This is a genomic window from Erwinia mallotivora, assembly GCF_000590885.1.
Classification (GTDB): Bacteria; Pseudomonadota; Gammaproteobacteria; order Enterobacterales; family Enterobacteriaceae; genus Erwinia; species Erwinia mallotivora.
This window is the reverse complement of sequence record NZ_JFHN01000018.1, coordinates 175,583-193,794: the sequence shown is the minus strand read 5'-3', so window position 1 is coordinate 193,794 and position 18,212 is coordinate 175,583. Positions and strand designations below refer to the sequence as shown.

Here is an 18,212-nt window from a genome sequence, read left to right as displayed (position 1 = left end):
TTTGTATGCCGCATTATGCCGACGCGGGTTACCATTCAAAAAAGGAGGACAGGCTATGAATATCCTGGTGTGTTGCAGCACCGGCATGTCATCCAGCATTGTGGTGAGAAAATTGCGACAGACCGCCAGACTGCAAGGACTGGATTATTATTTTCTGGCGGTGAGTATCGGACAGATTGCGCTTTATATCCAGCAGGCTGATGTTGTCCTGATCGCGCCGCAAAATATTTCTGATACGCCACATTTAAAAGAAATTATTCATGCGCAAGGGAAAGTCATGATGACTCTCGAAAGAGAGGAGTATGGCAGCATTAATACCGCAGCAATTCTGGAAAAAATAAAAAATCAACTGCAAGGAAAAGGGAATACAACGATGAATCAGACATCCACCACCTTTCTGGAAAAACATTTAATGCCGGTTGTGGTCAGGGTGGGAAGCAACCGGGCACTGACCGTTATTCGTAACGCAATGTGCGCCTGTATGGCTCTGCTTATTATTGGCAGTACTTCGGTGCTTTTTTCAAATCTTCCCTATGCACCACTGGCTAATTTTATGGCGCCGGCTGCCCCTTTTTTCAACACAATATTTAATGCGACTACCGGCGTAATGGGGCTGCTGACTGCCGCCAGTATCGCTTATTATGGTGCGCTGGAATATAAGCAGGATATATTTGTCACTATCGCCACCACGGTCAGTCTTTTTATTGTCAGCCAGTATCAGCCAGGTGAGGGTAATGAATATATTCTCAATACCGAAGGGCTGGGAACATCGGGGTTGATCAGTGCGATATTGATTGGTTTTATTACGCTTAAGACGCTGGCCTTTTTTAAGGAAAAAAATATTGCCATTCGTATGCCAGATGGTGTTCCTGACGCAGTGAGTGAGTCATTCACCTCGTTGCTTCCGGCACTTTTTTTACTGGCGTTGTTCAGTACGCTGATCGTGGTTTTTCATTTCAATATTAATGTCCTGATTGCCAGAGTGATGACCCCGGTCACATTCGTACTCAATTCGGCACCGGGTTATGCTTTTTATCATATGTTGTGCGCGCTGGTCTTTTTCTGCGGCATTAATTCTCAGGTTGTTATTGGGGTGGCGATGCCCTTCCTGATGCAGAATGGCGCCGCCAATGAAAAGGCTTTTCAGGCGGGAGAGCAGGTTATTTTCGCGGCAACCAACGCCACGGATGCCATGATTTGGGCGGGAGGGACCGGCGCAACCCTGGGATTAGTGCTGCTGATGGCTTTGACGGCAAAAAGTCAGTATTTCAAAAAGCTGGGCAGAATGTCGTCCGGTCCGGGCATATTTAATATTAATGAACCGATTATTTTCGGTGCGCCAGTCTGCTTTAATCCGCTGTTTATGGTGCCGTTTATTCTGACGCCGGGTATTACCGCTGCGGCGACTTTCTTACTGATGCAGCATGGTGTCATCACCATGCCCCATGTCGCTAACCTGCCGTGGACCACGCCAACCTTTATTGTCGGTTTTCTGATGACCGGCGGTAGCCTTTCCACCACCTTATGGTCACTGGCGATCGTTTTGATTTCCATGCTGTTTTACTACCCTTTTTTCCGCATCGCGGACAGGCAGCTATATCAACAGGAGCAGCAGGCTGCGGCTCAGATACATGACGGAGAGTCAGCATAATGGAACACCTGAGTGTAAACCCTTTTCCCGATGACTTTCTGTGGGGAGCCGCCAGCGCAGCTTGGCAGGTTGAAGGCGCGATTAATGAAGACGGTAAAAGCGAATCCATCCAGGATCATAAAAACTTTACCAACCGGTTTCACGACACCAGCGTCACCTCCGATCATTATCATCGTGTCGACGAAGACATTGCCCTGATGAAAGAAGCCGGGCTGAAATCCTGGCGGTTTTCTATTGCCTGGACCCGCGTCTGTCCTGACGGACGCACCCCCAATCCCCTGGGGATTAAATTTTACAACCGACTGATTGACGCCCTGCTGGAACAGGACATTCAGCCGCTGGTAACGCTCTACCACTTCGATCACCCCCAGGCGCTTCAGGATGCGTATGGCGGTTGGTATGGCGACGAAATGATCGGGGATTTCCTCCATTTTGCTGAAATCTGTTTCCGCGAATTTGGTGACCGCGTGAAGTATTTTATGACCATCTGCGAATCGAACAATGTGGTGCTCTATCCGGACCTGATTGGCGGAGTGCCTGAGGGCGTCGGGATGGAAAACTGGCGTTTTCAGGTCAGCAGGGTGATGGCGCTGGCTAATGCCAGAGTGATTAATCTGTGTCACCGGTTATTGCCCCAGGCGAAAATTGGTCCCTGCATCGGTTATGCGGTCGCCTACCCGGCGACCTGTGCCCCTGAAGATGTGCTGGCCGCCCTGAATGAAGATGAATTCAGAACCTTTTATCCTCTGGATCTGCTCTGTCTGGGCAGGCAAAACCCGGCGGTAATCCGCTTTTTTGCCCAGCGTGGCACGGACATTCGGCTGGCATCCGCAGAAATGGATGAGCTGCGCAACGTGCAGCCGGATTTTATTGCCTTTAACTACTACCAAAGTGATGTGGCGAAGTTTTGCCCGGTTACTACGCAGACTTCACAACCTGGTTTCAATCCCGACGGTACAAAAGGGGGATTTATCTACCCCCGTTTCCCCGGTTTGTACGCGGGTGACAGCAACCCTTACCTTGAACGTAACGACTGGGACTGGGAGATCGACCCTATCGGACTGCGCATCGCCTGTCGCAAATTGTACGACCGCTACCAGCTGCCGCTGATGGTTACCGAAAATGGCCTGGGTGCCGAAGATCGTCTGCTTGATGGACGTGTTGATGACTCTTACCGCATCGATTATCTGCAAAAGCATCTTGTTCAACTGCAACTGGCGATGGCAGAGGGTGTGCCGGTGCTGGGATATTATCCCTGGTCGTTTATGGACCTGCTCAGCACCAGCAATGGCTATCGCAAACGCTACGGTTTTGTCTATGTCGATCGTGATGATACGGACCTTCGATCGCTGAAGCGTTATAAAAAAGCCAGTTTTTACTGGTATCAAAAAATTATTGCCAGCCAGGGAAAGAATTTAATTTAACGTCGGAAAAATACGATCTGTCATTTATATTATTCAGGAGATAACAAGATGAAGAAAATTTTACTGATGTGCTCTGCGGGGATGTCGACCAGCATTATGGTGAAAAAAATGACCGAGGCGGCCAACAAAATTAATGCAGACGTGGAAATAAAAGCCATACCGGAGCAGGCGCTGAGTGAAAATCTGGACACCACCGATATAATATTGCTGGGTCCACAGGTCAGATTCCTGCTGAATAAAGTACAGGACGTGGCAAAAAGCATTCCGGTAAGGGTTATTGATACGCTGGATTACGGCACCATGAATGGTGAGAAGATATTACAACAGGCATTAAATGTTATAGCTGAGAATAATTAAATGGATATTGAACAGGTCTGTTTTGAACTTATTTGTCATGTTGGCGAAGCGCGTTCATCCTTTATTGATGCAATACAGCAGGCAAAGAAAGGTGATTTTGAGCAGGCGGCAACGCTGATGAACAGCGGGCTGGAGAGTTTTAATCTGGGACATCAGGTTCACGCAAAATTAATTCAGGCAGAAATGGAAGGGATGCGCGACCATCTTTCGCTGATCCTGATCCATGCAGAAGATCAAATGATGAGCGCCGAGAATTTCAAACTGTTGTCTGGTGAGTTCATTGATCTTTATCAGCGGCTGGCGGTCATGACTGACAGCCGTTAATCGCTCAGGACGTTTTTGATTGAGGGAACAAATGAAAAAGTGGCTGCTAATAACAGGAGCAATCTGCACGGGATTATTTACCTTACAGGGAACGGCAAAAGGGGTTGATATCTATTTAATCCGTCACGGCAGGACAATGTTTAATACCACTGGCCAGGTCCAGGGATGGAGTGACTCGCCGTTAACAGAACAGGGTATTGAACAGGCGAAAAGGGCCGGGAAGGGGCTGGAGAATATTGTTTTCACTACCGCGTTCAGTAGCGACAGCGGCAGGGCGAGAGCAACAGCAAAACTGATTTTGCAGCAGAATAACGCAGCGAATAAACCTGAGCTGACAGAATCCCCGATGCTGCGCGAATGGGGTTATGGTGGTTATGAAGGTCGTGACGATGCGGAATTGTGGCAGCCGCTGTTTGCTGAGAAAAAGGTTGAGTTTAAAAAAGACTGGTCAACCTGGGAAACCTTCACCAGCAAAATGAGCGATAAAGAAATGGCCGACGCAATAGCCCGCAATGATAAAACCGGAATGGCGGAAAATTATGCGGCTATTGTGACACGACTTAAGGCGGGCATCGCTGAGGTGATCCGTGAGACGGAGGCAAAAGGCGGCGGCAACAGCCTGGTGGTTTCTCATGGCAGCGCTATCCCCACCATCCTGACTATCCTTACCCCGGAAAGTTATCATGGTGAAAGTATCGGTAACGCCAGTCTGACCCTCCTTCATTTTGAAGAGGGTAAATTCAGCCTGGTAAAGGTGGGTGATACCCGCTACCTGTCACAGTAAATATTGCGCTGCATATTGCAGGACTGCTTACCAACTGAAGCTGTCGGCATCGCGCCATGCGGGGAAGCGATGACGGTAGTCCTGTAACGCCTTCAGCGACAGTTCGGCATTCAGCACCGCAGATTGATGGGGTTCAGCTGCCGCCAGAATCTCACCCTGCGGACTGATTATCCGACTGTCACCGCTGTACAGATGGTGATTGTCATCACTGCCAACCCGATTACAACCGACAATATATGCCTGATTTTCAATAGCACGGGCCAGCAGCAGTGCCTGCCAGTGGCCGGCACGAGGTTCAGGCCAGTTAGCCACATACAGCGCCAGATCGTAATCGTTTTGATTTCGCGAGAACACAGGAAAGCGCAGGTCGTAGCAAATTTGCGGCAGGATGCGCCAGCCGCGCCATTCCACCACCACCCGGCTGTCACCGGCCAGATAATGCTGATGTTCATCAGCCATACGAAACAGATGGCGCTTATCGTAGCGATGAACCTTGCCATCTGGCTCTACCAGCAGGAAACGATTCACCGCTCCTTTTGCCGTCTGAATGGCTACGCTACCGCCTGTCAGCGCCTGAGTTAAACGGGCTTTTTCATGCAGCCAGCTGATTACCTGCGCTTCCGGCAACGACGCTTTCGCCGCACCCATCGCAAAGCCGGTGGTGAACATTTCCGGCAGAACGATCAGATCGCTGTCAGGCAAATGATCAATGACGCCATCGAAAAAGCGCAGATTGGCCTCGCCGTCCATCCATACCAGCGGCTGTTGTAATACGCTGAGTTTTAAAGTTGACACAGTCGCTCCGCAGCAGCATCCAGCGTGGCTTCCTGCTTGGCAAAGCACAGGCGGATCAGTTTATGTGGAAAGGGATCGGCACAGAATACCGAGAGGGGGATGGCCGCCACACCTGCTTCTCGGGTCAGCCACTGACAGAACGCCACGTCATCCAGATCGGAAATGGCGCGATAATCGGCCAGCAGGAAATAGGTGCCTTCGCACGGCAGTATCTCAAAACGGCTGTTTGCCAGCCCCCGGACCAGACGATCGCGGCGGGCGCGGTAAAAATCGGGCAACTCACGATAGTGCTGTGGAAAAGCATTGAGCATATCGGCCAGCGCCAGCTGGGCCGGGGTAGTGACGGAAAAGGTCAGATACTGATGTATTTTTCGTACTTCTGCCGTCAGCGCCGCAGGAGCTACACAATAGCCCACTTTCCAGCCGGTCATATGAAAGGTTTTGCCAAATGATGAGACGGCGATGGCGCGTTCACGCAGCTGCGGATGGCCAAGCACGCTGGCATGCCCCTCCGGTGTAAAACAGATATGTTCGTAAACTTCATCACTCAGCACATAAATTTCCTGTGCCTTTATCGCCTGCCACAGTGCGGCAAAGTCATGCTGCTGCCAGACGGTGGCTGAGGGATTATGCGGCGTGTTAAGAATAACCAGCCGGGTACGCGATGTGAGCAGAGCCGCGAATGCCTGCCAGTCTGGCCGAAAAGTCGGCGGTTGCAACGCGATACGCTTCATTACGCCACCAGCCAGTGCCACCGCTGGCGCGTAGCTGTCGTAGCTCGGATCAAAGCAGATCACTTCATCGCCCTCGCGCACCAGTGCGGTGATCGCAGCATAGAGCGCTTCTGAAGCGCCGGTGGTTACCGTAACTTCGCTGTTGCAGTCTGGCTGATAGCCATACAGCTCAGCGGTTTTGGCTGCAATCGCCTCGCGCAGCGGCTGCACACCGATCATTGGCGCGTACTGATTTGCGCCGTTGTTAACATGGTGTGCCAGACGGTCTTTAAGATAGTCCGGGCCATCAAAATCAGGAAAACCCTGAGAAAGATTGATGGCGTTGTGCTGCTGCGCCAGAGCGCTCATTTGCGTGAAGATGGTAGTACCAAGAGCGGGGAGTTTGCTCTGTGGTGTAATCGACGTCTGGCTCATAAATATTAACCTTTGAGTAACGTGGCTTTTATCATGTGTTAACCCGTTGCCGCCACTATAGCGGCGATGCTACTATTTGGCAATCAAGACGCTTAGACGTCTAAATGTAAAACTATGCCGCAACTGGCTGAAAATGGGAACACGATGAGCGCAATTTCACAGTTGGATCAACTGGTGGCCACCTGCCACTGGATTGGTGCCAGGGGCTGGGCACCGGCTACAGGCGGCAATATGTCGCTGAGACAGGACCGCGATTTTTGTCTGCTGAGCGAATCCGGCAAGGATAAAGGGGCGCTGACCCGCGATGATTTTATTCAGGTGGAAATTGCCGGCAATCGGGTGCCTTCGGGGCGCACACCTTCGGCAGAAACCGGGCTGCACACCCTGATTTACCGCCTGTTTCCGCAGGCGGGTGCCGTGCTGCATACCCACACGGTGAACGCCACGGTTCTCTCCCGAATTGAGAAAGGAACCGCATTAGCGCTGCAAGGCTATGAAATGCAGAAAACGCTGGCCGGACAGTCCTCGCATCTTGATACCGTTGCCATTGCGCTGTTCGATAACGATCAGGATATTACTGCTCTGGCGGCGCGGATTGAGCAGTTTGCTCAGCAAACACCGTTGCGTTATGGTTTTTTGCTGCGTGGCCACGGGCTGACCTGCTGGGGCAAAGATGTCAGTGAGGCAAAGCGTCATCTCGAAGGGCTGGAATTTTTGTTCCAGTGTGAATTACAACGCCGTGTACTGGAGGCAAGATGATCCGGGCGATTGTTACTGATATCGAAGGAACAACCAGCGATATTCGCTTTGTTCACAATGTGCTGTTCCCCTGGGCGCGGGAAAATCTGGCCCCCTTTCTTGCAACGCATCAGCAGCGTGAAGAGGTGGCACAGGCGCTGAACGATCTGCGTGTGGAGATTGACCGGCCGCAGGCGACAATCGAAGAGCTGACCACAGTGCTGTTCGGGTTTATGGATGCCGATCGCAAATCCACCGCGCTGAAAGCTTTACAGGGAATGATCTGGCGCGATGGTTATCTGAACGGGTGCTTTACCGGGCATCTGTATGCCGATGTTGTGCCCATGTTGCATCAATGGAAGTCGCAGGGGATTGATCTGTATGTATATTCCTCTGGCTCGGTTGCCGCGCAGAAATTGTTATTTGGCTACAGCGACGCGGGTGATATTACATCTCTGTTCAGTGGTTATTTTGACACCCACGTTGGCGCGAAAAGGGAGGTCCTCTCCTACCGCAATATTGCCACTGAAATTGCGCTGCCGCCGGGTGAATTGCTGTTTTTGTCGGACATACACCAGGAGCTGGATGCTGCACAGGATGCAGGCTGGAACACCATACAGTTACTGCGTGGCGAGGCGGACAACACCAGCCGCCATCGTCAGGTGAACCGTTTTGATCAGATTAACCTGGAGCTGTTTTCCTTATGAGTGCACTGACCATTTTTACCGACAGCGAGGCCACCACCCCGGTGTGGCACAGTACCGATGCTGACGAAATCCGCCAGCAGCTGAATGCCAAAGCGGTGCGTTTTGAACGCTGGCAGGCTGACCGCGATCTGGGCGTTGATCCCCAGTCGGAAGCCGTGATCAACGCTTATCAACACGCCATTGATAAGCTGGTGGCGGAGAAAGGCTATCAGAGCTGGGACGTAATCAGCATGCGGGCTGATAATCCGCAAAAAGAGGCATTGCGCGGCAAATTCCTCTCTGAGCATACTCACGGCGAAGATGAGGTACGTTTTTTTGTTGAGGGGGCAGGGCTGTTCTGCCTGCATCTGGATGGGCATATTTATCAGATTCTCTGTGAGAAAAACGATCTGATCTCAGTACCGGCAGGGACACCACACTGGTTTGATATGGGTTCCTCGCCTCATTTTACCGCGATTCGTATTTTTGATAATCAGGAAGGTTGGATCGCGAATTTTACCGGTGACAAGATTGCTGATGCTTATCCGCGTTTGCCCTGATTACTCAGCGCCAGTCAGATCCGGTTGGTGGGTAAGCCAGTCCGGACACGGGCTGTGTCGGAGAAGTGATCTCCCTTATGTACGTTGGGTATTTTCCGCTCGCCCATGACGCATTAAAGCAATTACGCCTGGCACGACAGATAATGTGTCAGGCGATTTCTGCTAAGGTTTCTCTCGACGTGGAAATTACGCAGTGAATAATGAAACTTCAGCATTGATCCCGGGTTTTCGGCTGCGAAAACAAGCCAGTGATATTACAGCTTTATTATATTAACAAGGTGAGGTTATTTTTAACAGCCTGAATGGTGATATTTTATTTCATAGCGGAACCGTTTAGGATAGTTTGTTTTTTTATTTCAGTTTTAAATATGAAAATTTAATAAGTTGAATGTTAATTTTCTGGTCGAGGGTAAGCAATTTTTTAATTTCAATTAAAGAGTTATAAATGATGGTTGATTTTTATAATTGAAACTGTTTTCAGGGGGGGGGCAACTGGCTTATCATCGTTAGTACGCCTTATTAAATCAATGCGGGGTAGGCAGTTTAAGATTGTTTCTTAATATACTAATAATATAAGATAATAACTCCTGAAAATAAAAAAGAAGACAACTTATATGCTTATCAGAAAAACGCTTTCTCTTTTACTGCTTCTGGGATTTATCTCTTCTTCAGCGTTTGCAGAAGTCATCACAATCTGGCGAGAACCAGCCCCTGTATTAAAAGAGGGTAAATATAAGAGCCTCATCCTCGACCGGGGACAGCTGACTAAGGCTTTACCAGACAGTAAGAACGAATATATTTTTACCGAGAAGGGGGCCGGCGTTAAACCTTTGGTTTTGGTAGGGACTTATATTCAGATTGTTGAGTTTTTGAAAACATATGAAACAAGAGGGATTGAAAGTCAGATCGACGGTTTGAATAAAATATATATGGGAGTAGCGAATTATCATCCTCGTGAACGTTTTATCAGTATCTGGCATCCAGGAAACATATTGGTAATGGCGGTCGAAAACATACAAAAATTTCTTCCTTTCGGTAATGATATTACTGATGTGGCTGGGGTTGCTGGCGATCTCAAAGAGCTTTATGAAAAAATAGAGCAGCTGGATGAGAAACAAAAGTCCAGCGGATCTGTGATGTATGTGAAGTTCAGTTATTTGCCTGAGGATGGAATGACTGAAATAGGCAATAAAAAAATCACCTTTGGTGCTGTGTTGAATGAAATGCAAAAGATGGCGAAACACTGAAAGTAGTCATGTGATGAATCTGCTGTTCTGAAAAAACGATGATATTTTCACTGTATATTTCTTTCCCGGCACTCTCAGACGAGCGATGACAGGCGCTCAATGTGACGGGTTTTGATGCGATTGCTGTATCTGCATCCTGATATATAACAGCATCACCTCAACATTTTTCCAGCCAGTCCGGCAGTGTACAACCTGAATTAATCCTGACGGTATCAGGCAGACAACGTCTGCCTGATACCATATTGCTCAGTCTGGGAGGACAATCTGATCGCTGGTTTTGTGGCGATCGGGCATTAGATTTTCATTTACGATGGCCGGAAAATTCCTTCGTTAACCTGAGCTGGCGTGACCACGCCGGTATCCAGGATCCAGCCACTGATCAGTGAGGCGGGCGTCACGTCGAACGCCGGATTAAACACCTGCGCTGTTTCTGGCGCCCACTGAACTTCACCAAAACTGCCTGCCACGCCGGTCACTTCGCTGGCTGCGCGTTGTTCGATAGGGATCGCGCTGCCATCCGCACAGTGCCGGTCAAGGGTGGTATGCGGGGCGGCAACGTAGAAAGGGATGCGGTGATAATCTGCCAGCACGGCCAGGCTGTAAGTGCCGATTTTGTTAGCAACATCACCGTTGGCGGCAATCCGGTCTGCGCCGACCCACACCGCATCAACCTGCTTTTGCGCCATCAGGCTGGCGGCCATGCTGTCGCAAATCAGTCGGTAAGGGATGCCCAGTTCACCCAGTTCCCAGGCGGTCAGACGCCCCCCCTGAAGCAGCGGACGGGTTTCATCTACCCAGACGCTGGTGACCTTTCCTTCCTGCCAGCCACGGGATATCACCCCCAGCGCCGTTCCCACCCCTGCCGTCGCCAGACCTCCGGTATTACAGTGCGTCAGCAAACGGCTTCCCGGTGTAATCAGCGCTGTGCCAGCCGCAGCAATGTTGTCGCACAGCGTCTTATCCTCCTCCACCAGATGCAGGGCTTCAGTGGTCATCGCGCTGACAAAATCGGTTTGCGCCAGCGCCTGTTTCATCCGGTCAAGGTTGTTCATCAGGTTAACGGCGGTGGGGCGGGCGGCACGCAATACCTCCAGCGCTTCTGCCAGCGCCGGTTTCGGCATCCCTTTTTCTGCTAACAAAGCCAGTAACAGGCTGGCGGACAGGCCAATCAGCGGAGCGCCACGAACCCGCAGCGCTTTTATATGCGCGACCAGATCTGCCACCTCAGGCGTCGGGCACCAGATTTTTTGCTGCGGAAGTGCCTGCTGATCGAGGATCCACAACTGGTTGTCACGAATTTGTAAGCTGGTTGTTTTTAGTGTCTGCATGAAGGTTAAATCCTGGTTGCGTTTTCCGGGCATATTGTGCCAACATGCGCTGTGGATGTATAGACGTCTGAATGGCTTATTCATGACAAAATGCCGGCAAGATAACAGCGAATACTACCCGGCGCGCAGCCAGAACAGTTGATGGGGAAAAGTGATGTCGCAATACCGTACATTCACGGCAGAGGATGCTGTGGAATATGCACGCCAGTTCGGCGGCATTGACAATCCGGACAGTCTGGTCGCTTCACAGGAAATCGGTGATGGTAACCTGAACCTGGTGTTCAGGATTGTTGACCGTGAAGGTCACAGCCGGGTGATTGTTAAGCAGGCGCTGCCTTATGTGCGCTGCGTGGGTGAATCCTGGCCGCTGACCCTTGACCGCGCGCGTATCGAAGCGGAAGTGTTGCATATTCATGGTGGCTTCTGCCCTGAGCACACGGTGAAAATTCTGCATTACGATCCGCAACTGGCGGTCATGGTTATGGAGGATCTCTCCAGCCATGCAATCTGGCGAGGTGAACAGGTTAAAGGCGTCGATTATCCGCAGGCCGCAGGGCAGCTGGGAATCTATCTGGCGCAAACGCTGTTTCATACTTCCGATTTTTACCAGCACCCGCATCAGAAAAAAGCAGATGTTATCCGCTTCACCAACCCTGAGCTGTGTGACATCACCGAAGAGCTGTTCTTTAACGAACCCTATGAGGAGCATCAGCGTAACGGCTACCCACGCGCGCTGGAGCCGCTGATTGCCACGCTGCGTACCGACGACGCTCTGCGACGGAATGTCGCCGCGCTGAAACACCGCTTTCTGTCAAATGCCGAAGCCTTGCTGCACGGCGATGTGCACAGTGGATCAATTTTTGTGGCGGAAGGTCGCCTGAAGGTTATCGATGCGGAGTTTGGTTTCTACGGCCCGATAGGTTTCGATGTGGGCAGCGCGCTCGGCAACCTGATGATCAACTACTGTGCGCTGCCGGGCCTGCTGGCCCCGCGTGAGGCCGCCGCCGCTCGTGAGCAACGTCTGTGCGATCTCTCTGCGCTATGGCAGAGCTTTGCCGAAGGTTTTCTCACGCTGGCGGCGGAAAAAAGTCGCGATCGCGCGCTGGCGTATCCGGGCTATGCAGCAGAGTTTTTGCATAAAATCTGGCGGGATACGCTGGGTTATGCAGGCACTGAAGTGATTCGTCGCACGGTGGGGATGTCTCAGGTAGCGGATATCAAAACCATTTCCGACGATGCCATGCGCACTGAATGTGTGCGTCAGGCGGTGACGCTGGGACGTACGTTGATCATCGCGGCTGACCAGATTGCAGACTGCGATGCGTTGATTGCCCGTATCCGGCAGAATGGCTGATTAAAGCGCCGCCGAATGTGCGAGGACGGCGGCGGTTTATGCTGAACTTTTACTGATAAAAACGCTCTTTCCCAATGACAGGCGGCTGGTCGATCGCAGCCAGACGATGTACCAATTTGGGCGGGGCGACAGGCATTTCATCTCTGCCTCAGCCTGCATTTTCAACTGGTAAACTCCCGGCTCAGGTAGTCACAGGCATTCAGAGTGGTAACCCCGGCAGTTGCGGATGAAATTCAACGGTATCCAGCAGATGAGACAGGAAACGACGAATGCGCCGGTACTGCTCCACCATTTCGTCATGAAAATTATTGTCTGAGGGACGGGCAATTTCACGATACTGATAGTGCTGACGTATCAGTGCTGAATGCTCACGGCGGGTATTCTATTTTTTGCGCACTGGATAAATTTCAACATTGACTTTTGTTTTTTCCGGAAGAGTTATGATAAACGGCTGACCTAATCTTAATGCACTGGATTCATCTGGATAAACTTTAGCCCCTTTATCAAGAAAATCTTTTAATGGTGCAACTACCCAGCTTTTATTTTCATTACCTCCATACTGGCTCTGTAAGTTATCTTGATTGAGTATTTTATTTTTAAATTCATTCTTTTCCATTAGCATTACATTTATGGACTCTCTGCTTTCTTTATTTGCTACATCGGATGATGACTTAAGTTTTCCCATAGAAATACCGAGGTAATTTTTATAGGGATTATACCAATCTCTTACTGTTGCAACAGTTTTCTTATGCCCTTGTATTGTCTTGTTTTTTAAATCAGTAAATTTGTCTTCCTGAACTCTTACAGCAACAAAATTTTCACTAATATCAAAGCGTGACAAAATATTCTGTGTAATAAACCGCTCTTTTGATAAATCGGCACTTCTGTAAGTAAGCAATTCTACAGGAGAATTTTTAACAGAAAATATATTTTCAGCAAATTTATTAACTGCATTTCCCTTTGAAACTTCGTAAGATCGACAACGTAGACTAAAAATATTTGTGAGTGGTGAAAAACAGGTTTTTATAAAACTCATTTTAACTAATCCTTTATAAAATAGTATTGAACTGATGAATCTTTTTGCAGAATAGCCAATTTTTTAACTGAAATAAGACGGAGTCTTTAAAACTGGTTCAGAAAATATATACTCGTCATACTTCAGGCTGCGGGTGTGTTGACGGAGTGCCTTCACCTGAATCACTTACCTGAGTAAGCTCATCGGGACTCACTTTGTGGTCACCTTCCTGCAACTCCAATTATTTAGCGTATGGCATATCAGTTTTTTGTCTATCAGAAAACGGTCATGGTCGAGTGTCGTCAGCTTAAGGATCATTTAGTTATCGATTGCTGCTGCATGTCAGAGCCCAGCGGACAGTCCTCAGGCGAGTTTTCGCTGCACTCATCGTCAGACCCCGCGTACAGGCTTCCGGAGACGGCCAGGCGTTAGTGGCTGTATTTATGCCCGTCTGCTACTGGCATAACAGGTTTTTATTGCTGGCAGACAGCTGCGGATCGCTGGCTCGCTGAGCAATCGTCTCCGCCAGGCGGTGTACAATTCTTTGCTGGGCGGCAAACATCTCATCCATGCCGCCCGATGCATCTTCAACCAGCGTCGTGCGGCACAGCAGCTGCTCTTCTCCTTTGCGCAGGCCCCAGTCGGCCTGCAATTTCACATACTGACCGGGCCAGCTGTCAAAACGTCTGATCTGCACTCGGATAAAGATTACCGGGCGCAACGGGCGCGAGGTAATACCGCTGACGTCCTGGGTATGCAACAGCGTCGTCAGCGCCGAAGAGAGCGCGGTCTGAATTTCGTCCCCCACCGGACTCAGCCAGCGGTCATTGTCCAGCAGATCAATCCTGTCGTTGCCGGTCATCACCACCAGCTGTGGAATATCAATCTGTGGGGGAACGCCCGTAGGCAACAGATAAATGACGAAGGGTGCCGACGGGGCCGCGTCCGCACGGGGCGGCGGTGCAACATTCAGCGTGTGATAACGCACCGGCGGCGAGGAGCAGGCCGTCAGCGCGCCGACAATCAGCAGAGTAAAACAGACAAATGCGTATTTCATCGGCCAGACCTTTCTGGTGGAGGAGATGAAGAGGCCGCCTGTGCGGGGCGTCCCTGAATCAGAGCTTCCGGATTGCGGTTAAGCATCTCGCTCAGCGTGCGCATCGCCCGCAGCATCCGACCGAGTTCCTGCAAACTTTGTGTGGCGGTAATCATCAGCGGTGAGTCTTCAGACAGCAGCGTCTGCACCGTACCGGTGGTGCTGTCCAGTCGGGCGACCAGCCTGTCTGCCTGCGGCAGGGTATGGGTGTTCAACTGTTGTAACAGCTTATTGCTCCCGGCCAGCGTGGCATTCAGCTGGTTGCCAATGTCCTCCAGCGGCATGCGGTCAACCTTACCGACGATACTGGCAACCTGTTGCTGGATGCGCTCAAATCCGCCGTTAACGGTGGGGATAATCAGTGGCCTGGCCGTCATATCAAAAGGCACTTTGCGGGCATCGGCCTGGAAATCCAGCGCGATGTAGAGCTGGCCGGTCAGCAGGTTACCGGTGGTTGCCTGGGCCCGCAGACCGTGTTCCACCATATCGCGGGTGAATTCAGCCGTGGCCTGAGATAAATCTTTTCCCGGTTTGGGCAGTTTATCCAGCACGTTACCCAGCCTGTTCGGATAAACCTCGATATTGACCACCGAAGGAAAACGATAGCCGACCGGGCTGTAATCGAGGCTGACCGACACCACCTTGCCAATGGTAATGCTGGAAAACTCCACCGGCGCGCCGGGTGTCAGCCCCCTGAGGGAACGTTCAAAACGGAGCTGGAAAGGGACCGATGGTCTGTCAGGCGGAGAGAGGGCCTGCTCTTCATCTTTTGCCAGCTCATAGCTGCCATCGGCGTTGTTATCCGGTGCGTTAGCTTCATCCGGCGTGCGGAACGCAATCCCCCCGGCCAGCACTGAGGCAACGGTCTGAGTTTTTAAATGCAGGCCGTTTGCGCCTACCGACAAATCCATCCCGCTGGCATTCCAGAAACGGGAGTGGCGGGTGACAAAGCGGTCCCAGGGCGCATCGATAAACAGATTGATCTCTACCGCTTTGCCATCATCCTGCAATCGCCATGACACGATCCGCCCAACCTGGACACGACGAAAATAGACCGGTGAACCAATATCCAGCGAGCCGAGATCGTCGGTTCTGACCGTGAAACGACGGCCAGGGGTGCCGTTGATTTGTGCCGGCGGCATCTCCAGCCCGGTAAAATGGCGCATTTCTGTTGCTGATGTTCCCCGGTCGGCGGCAATCCATGCGCCGGATAGCACCGTTTCTATCCCGCTGACGCCACCCAGCCCGACTCTGGGACGCACCACCCAAAAACGACTACCGGCACGGGCCAACCAGGCGGCATTTTTGTCCAGGGTGATGACGGCCACCACCTGATCACCTTCGCTGTTCAGCGAGAGTGATTTCAGCACCCCCACGGTAATATCCCGGTATTTCAACGGCGTTTTGCCTGCCTCCAGCCCGGCAGCGTTCTGAAAGGTTATTTCAATATCGGTGCCTGTGGCGTGCAGACTACCGGCAAGTAATGTCAGGGCTGCCAGCAGCGCCGCCAGCGGGATCAGCCAGACAAGCCACGCGGTTTTCCAGCCGGTGTGGCGATGCGGGGCCGGAGGAACGGAATTACTCATGATGGTTGCGGCTCCAGATCAGGCGTGGATCAAAACTGAGGGCGGAAAGCATGGTCAGGATCACGGACAGGGCAAAAAAGAGAATGCCGCTTCGCGGTTCCACGGTCACCGACGGGGCGAACTGCATGGCACATGACATGATGACCACCACGATCACGTCCAGCAGTGAGAGATAACCGATGGCTTCCGTCAGCCGGTAAAGCTGGGTTCGTTTGCTGGCCGCCCACTGGCTGCGCAGATGGCAGGTAATAATCAGCAGTCCAATCGCCAGAAATTTCATCACCGGGATCACCACGCTGGCGATAAATATTATTGCTGCGATGGCAATCGCGCCGCTGTCGCGGAATGCCACAATGCCGCTGAGGATGGTTTTTTCGCTGCTGTTACCCAGCAAAGTGGTTTGCATCACCGGCAGCAGGTTCGCCGGGAAATAGCAGATTATCGCCGCCACTAACAGCGCGGTGGTGCGTGAGAGGTTATCGACAGTATTCAAAGAGAGCCTTGTGTGGCAGCGTGGACAGCGGGTGGTAAATTTTGTGCGGCGATCTGCCTCGCAGACCAGCCCGCAATGGCGGCATCCCGTCAGTCTGGTCGCAGATGCCTCCGTCGGTTTTCTGCCGGGTGGGGTGGGGGTGCTGTTAATACTCCACAGCCCGGCGAGATCGTGACGACTGATACTCCGGCAGAGCAGGGCAACCCACACCAGCGCCCAGAATCCCGGCCCAATGCTGAGCTGAATGAATTCGACCATTTTGTAACCCGCAATCAGTAACCCAAGCAGGCAAACATCGCTCATGCACCAGGGGTTCAGCCAGTGAAGGATCTGCAAAGCGGTCCGGTGTCCCGGCGCGTGACGCGCGCGGCTGGCAAAGTGGCACAGCCAGCTGTACAGAACAAGTTGTACCGCCGGAAATAACACAAATATCAGCATCACGATGGTCGCCAGCAGCCACTGATGACTCTGTACCAGCGAGACCACCATATTTACCAGCGTCACCGGGCGCGTGTTTCCCTGCAAACCGACGGTAATAAGCGGCAGAAAGGTCGCGACCGGCAGCGCAAAAACCGCCGACAGCATCAGTGCCAGTCGACGCGAATAGCGCGGCGCTGACGCAAAGAGCGTTTTGGCACAACGCAGGCAGGATGCATGTTCACCGCAGGTCAGGCTTTCGCGGCGGTGAAGATGGCTGCAACAGGGACAAATGGCTAACTCAGGAAAGCTGTTCATCGGGCGTTGTCCCGCAGGAGAGCAGAAAAGTGGCGGCGCTGAGGCCGCCCCAGTGTGCTCCGACGTTATTTCAGACGGGTGATCAACTCATCCGCACCTTTTTCAACGCCCACCTTCGCTGCGCTCAGTGAACCAATACTCGCGCTGACATTCATCGCGTTGGGATACTGCTTTTCTACCCAGGCGGCGAGCAGCTGGTTGGTCTGCGCATCGTAGATTTCGGTGGCATAGCTTACCCAACCGTTCATCATCCCCTCTCTGCCACGGATCGACTGCACGATATTGTACGGGCCACCGGCCAGGTCGAACTTGGTAAAGGTGCCGACGACTGGCGTGGTGGTATCAGCCCCGGTCAGGGTCAGGCGAATGCGTAATGTGCCCGGTGTTGCTGCGTTAACCAGGCTGAAGCGCTGTTTCAGACGATCGCTGAACTGCTCCTGCATGTAGTTCGCCAGCGACTGCTGATCTTCCGCATCCATATCGCCAAACTGATTATCTGCACCGCGATAAATGGTCACCGGCTCGACAATAACCTGGCTGTATTTATGCCAGTCCGGATTGCTGCTGTAGTTATACGGGATGCGATAAGCATCATCACCGGTATTGGGTTGCAGGCGGGAAGAGGCCTGAAGATTGCTGTAGGCAACAGGCTGGGTACCGGCACAGCCAGCCAGCGTGACAGCGGCTAGCAACATAAGAGAACGATAAACGGCAGGCATCTGAGACATAGGGATAATCTTCGCAAGTAAGTGTAATAGCGCATTGCTGTCAGCCAGATTTTATCTGGTGAGAGCGGGATGGTCAGCTTAAAACTGTACCGTACGGTTTATTTATGCACGCGGATGATTTCTCTGTCAAGAAAATGTACACTTGGGTTTATTTTTGAAAAAA

The 18,212-nt window shown here is 51.6% G+C and carries 18 protein-coding genes; 10 read left to right on the top strand and 8 right to left on the bottom strand.

What is annotated here, in order from left to right:
• The first annotated feature begins 55 nt into the window (after nt 1-55).
• Genes BG55_RS02155 through BG55_RS02135 form a run of 5 tightly spaced genes read left to right on the top strand, consistent with a single transcriptional unit; the run spans nt 56 to nt 4,540 of the window.
• Nucleotides 56-1,651, top strand: a complete 1,596-nt coding sequence (locus BG55_RS02155) for a PTS transporter subunit EIIC (RefSeq protein ID WP_034933882.1) — start codon at nt 56-58, stop codon at nt 1,649-1,651.
• Nucleotides 1,651-3,075 (top strand): glycoside hydrolase family 1 protein, encoded by a 1,425-nt coding sequence (locus BG55_RS02150; RefSeq protein WP_034933880.1) that lies wholly within the window; start codon nt 1,651-1,653, stop codon nt 3,073-3,075. The genes BG55_RS02155 and BG55_RS02150 overlap by 1 nt, the downstream gene beginning before the upstream one ends.
• 48 nt (nt 3,076-3,123) lie before the next feature.
• Entirely contained in the window at nt 3,124-3,432 is a 309-nt protein-coding gene (locus tag BG55_RS02145; protein WP_034933877.1) for a PTS sugar transporter subunit IIB, read from the top strand.
• Entirely contained in the window at nt 3,433-3,756 is a 324-nt protein-coding gene (locus BG55_RS02140) for a PTS sugar transporter subunit IIA (RefSeq protein WP_034933875.1), read from the top strand.
• Between the two features lie 31 nt (nt 3,757-3,787).
• On the top strand, nt 3,788-4,540 hold the full coding sequence (locus BG55_RS02135; RefSeq protein ID WP_034933872.1) for a histidine phosphatase family protein: 753 nt from the start codon (nt 3,788-3,790) through the stop codon (nt 4,538-4,540).
• Between the two features lie 27 nt (nt 4,541-4,567).
• Here BG55_RS02135 and BG55_RS02130 read toward each other — a convergent pair whose 3' ends face one another.
• Complete coding sequence (locus tag BG55_RS02130) at nt 4,568-5,335, bottom strand: amidohydrolase (protein WP_034933868.1); 768 nt, start codon at nt 5,333-5,335, stop codon at nt 4,568-4,570.
• Nucleotides 5,323-6,483, bottom strand: coding sequence for a pyridoxal phosphate-dependent aminotransferase (locus BG55_RS02125; RefSeq protein ID WP_034933864.1), 1,161 nt, complete (start codon nt 6,481-6,483; stop codon nt 5,323-5,325). Before BG55_RS02125 ends, BG55_RS02130 begins: the two co-directional genes overlap by 13 nt.
• 144 nt (nt 6,484-6,627) lie before the next feature.
• Between BG55_RS02125 and BG55_RS02120 the strand changes: the two genes are divergently transcribed.
• From BG55_RS02120 to BG55_RS02105, 4 genes are all read left to right on the top strand, one after another.
• Nucleotides 6,628-7,242: a methylthioribulose 1-phosphate dehydratase gene (locus BG55_RS02120; RefSeq protein WP_034933972.1), complete on the top strand. Its 615-nt coding sequence runs from the start codon at nt 6,628-6,630 to the stop codon at nt 7,240-7,242.
• Entirely contained in the window at nt 7,239-7,928 is a 690-nt protein-coding gene (gene mtnC / locus BG55_RS02115; RefSeq protein WP_034933860.1) for an acireductone synthase, read from the top strand. Before BG55_RS02120 ends, mtnC begins: the two co-directional genes overlap by 4 nt.
• Nucleotides 7,925-8,467, top strand: coding sequence for a 1,2-dihydroxy-3-keto-5-methylthiopentene dioxygenase (locus BG55_RS02110; RefSeq protein WP_034933857.1), 543 nt, complete (start codon nt 7,925-7,927; stop codon nt 8,465-8,467). Before mtnC ends, BG55_RS02110 begins: the two co-directional genes overlap by 4 nt.
• Nucleotides 8,468-9,081: 614 nt before the next feature.
• On the top strand, nt 9,082-9,714 hold the full coding sequence (locus tag BG55_RS02105) for a hypothetical protein (protein WP_071994963.1): 633 nt from the start codon (nt 9,082-9,084) through the stop codon (nt 9,712-9,714).
• Nucleotides 9,715-10,019: 305 nt separating this feature from the next.
• Here BG55_RS02105 and mtnA read toward each other — a convergent pair whose 3' ends face one another.
• Nucleotides 10,020-11,042, bottom strand: coding sequence for an S-methyl-5-thioribose-1-phosphate isomerase (gene mtnA / locus BG55_RS02100; RefSeq protein WP_034933854.1), 1,023 nt, complete (start codon nt 11,040-11,042; stop codon nt 10,020-10,022).
• A 154-nt stretch (nt 11,043-11,196) separates the two neighbouring features.
• Between mtnA and mtnK the strand changes: the two genes are divergently transcribed.
• Nucleotides 11,197-12,396 carry an S-methyl-5-thioribose kinase gene (gene mtnK / locus BG55_RS02095; protein ID WP_034933851.1) on the top strand — a complete coding sequence of 400 codons (1,200 nt, stop codon included), beginning with the start codon at nt 11,197-11,199 and terminating at the stop codon, nt 12,394-12,396.
• 382 nt (nt 12,397-12,778) lie between these two features.
• On the opposite strand, the gene BG55_RS02090 is transcribed toward mtnK, so the two are convergent.
• From BG55_RS02090 to BG55_RS02070, 5 genes are all read right to left on the bottom strand, one after another.
• Nucleotides 12,779-13,432 (bottom strand): EspJ family T3SS effector ADP-ribosyltransferase, encoded by a 654-nt coding sequence (locus tag BG55_RS02090; protein WP_034933849.1) that lies wholly within the window; start codon nt 13,430-13,432, stop codon nt 12,779-12,781.
• 433 nt (nt 13,433-13,865) lie between these two features.
• Nucleotides 13,866-14,468, bottom strand: coding sequence for a PqiC family protein (locus tag BG55_RS02085; protein WP_034933846.1), 603 nt, complete (start codon nt 14,466-14,468; stop codon nt 13,866-13,868).
• On the bottom strand, nt 14,465-16,093 hold the full coding sequence (locus BG55_RS02080; RefSeq protein WP_052018647.1) for a PqiB family protein: 1,629 nt from the start codon (nt 16,091-16,093) through the stop codon (nt 14,465-14,467). The genes BG55_RS02085 and BG55_RS02080 overlap by 4 nt, the downstream gene beginning before the upstream one ends.
• Entirely contained in the window at nt 16,086-17,321 is a 1,236-nt protein-coding gene (locus tag BG55_RS23110; RefSeq protein WP_034933844.1) for a paraquat-inducible protein A, read from the bottom strand. The genes BG55_RS02080 and BG55_RS23110 overlap by 8 nt, the downstream gene beginning before the upstream one ends.
• A gap of 65 nt (nt 17,322-17,386) precedes the next feature.
• On the bottom strand, nt 17,387-18,049 hold the full coding sequence (locus tag BG55_RS02070; RefSeq protein WP_034933840.1) for a DUF3313 domain-containing protein: 663 nt from the start codon (nt 18,047-18,049) through the stop codon (nt 17,387-17,389).
• Nucleotides 18,050-18,212 lie beyond the last annotated feature (163 nt).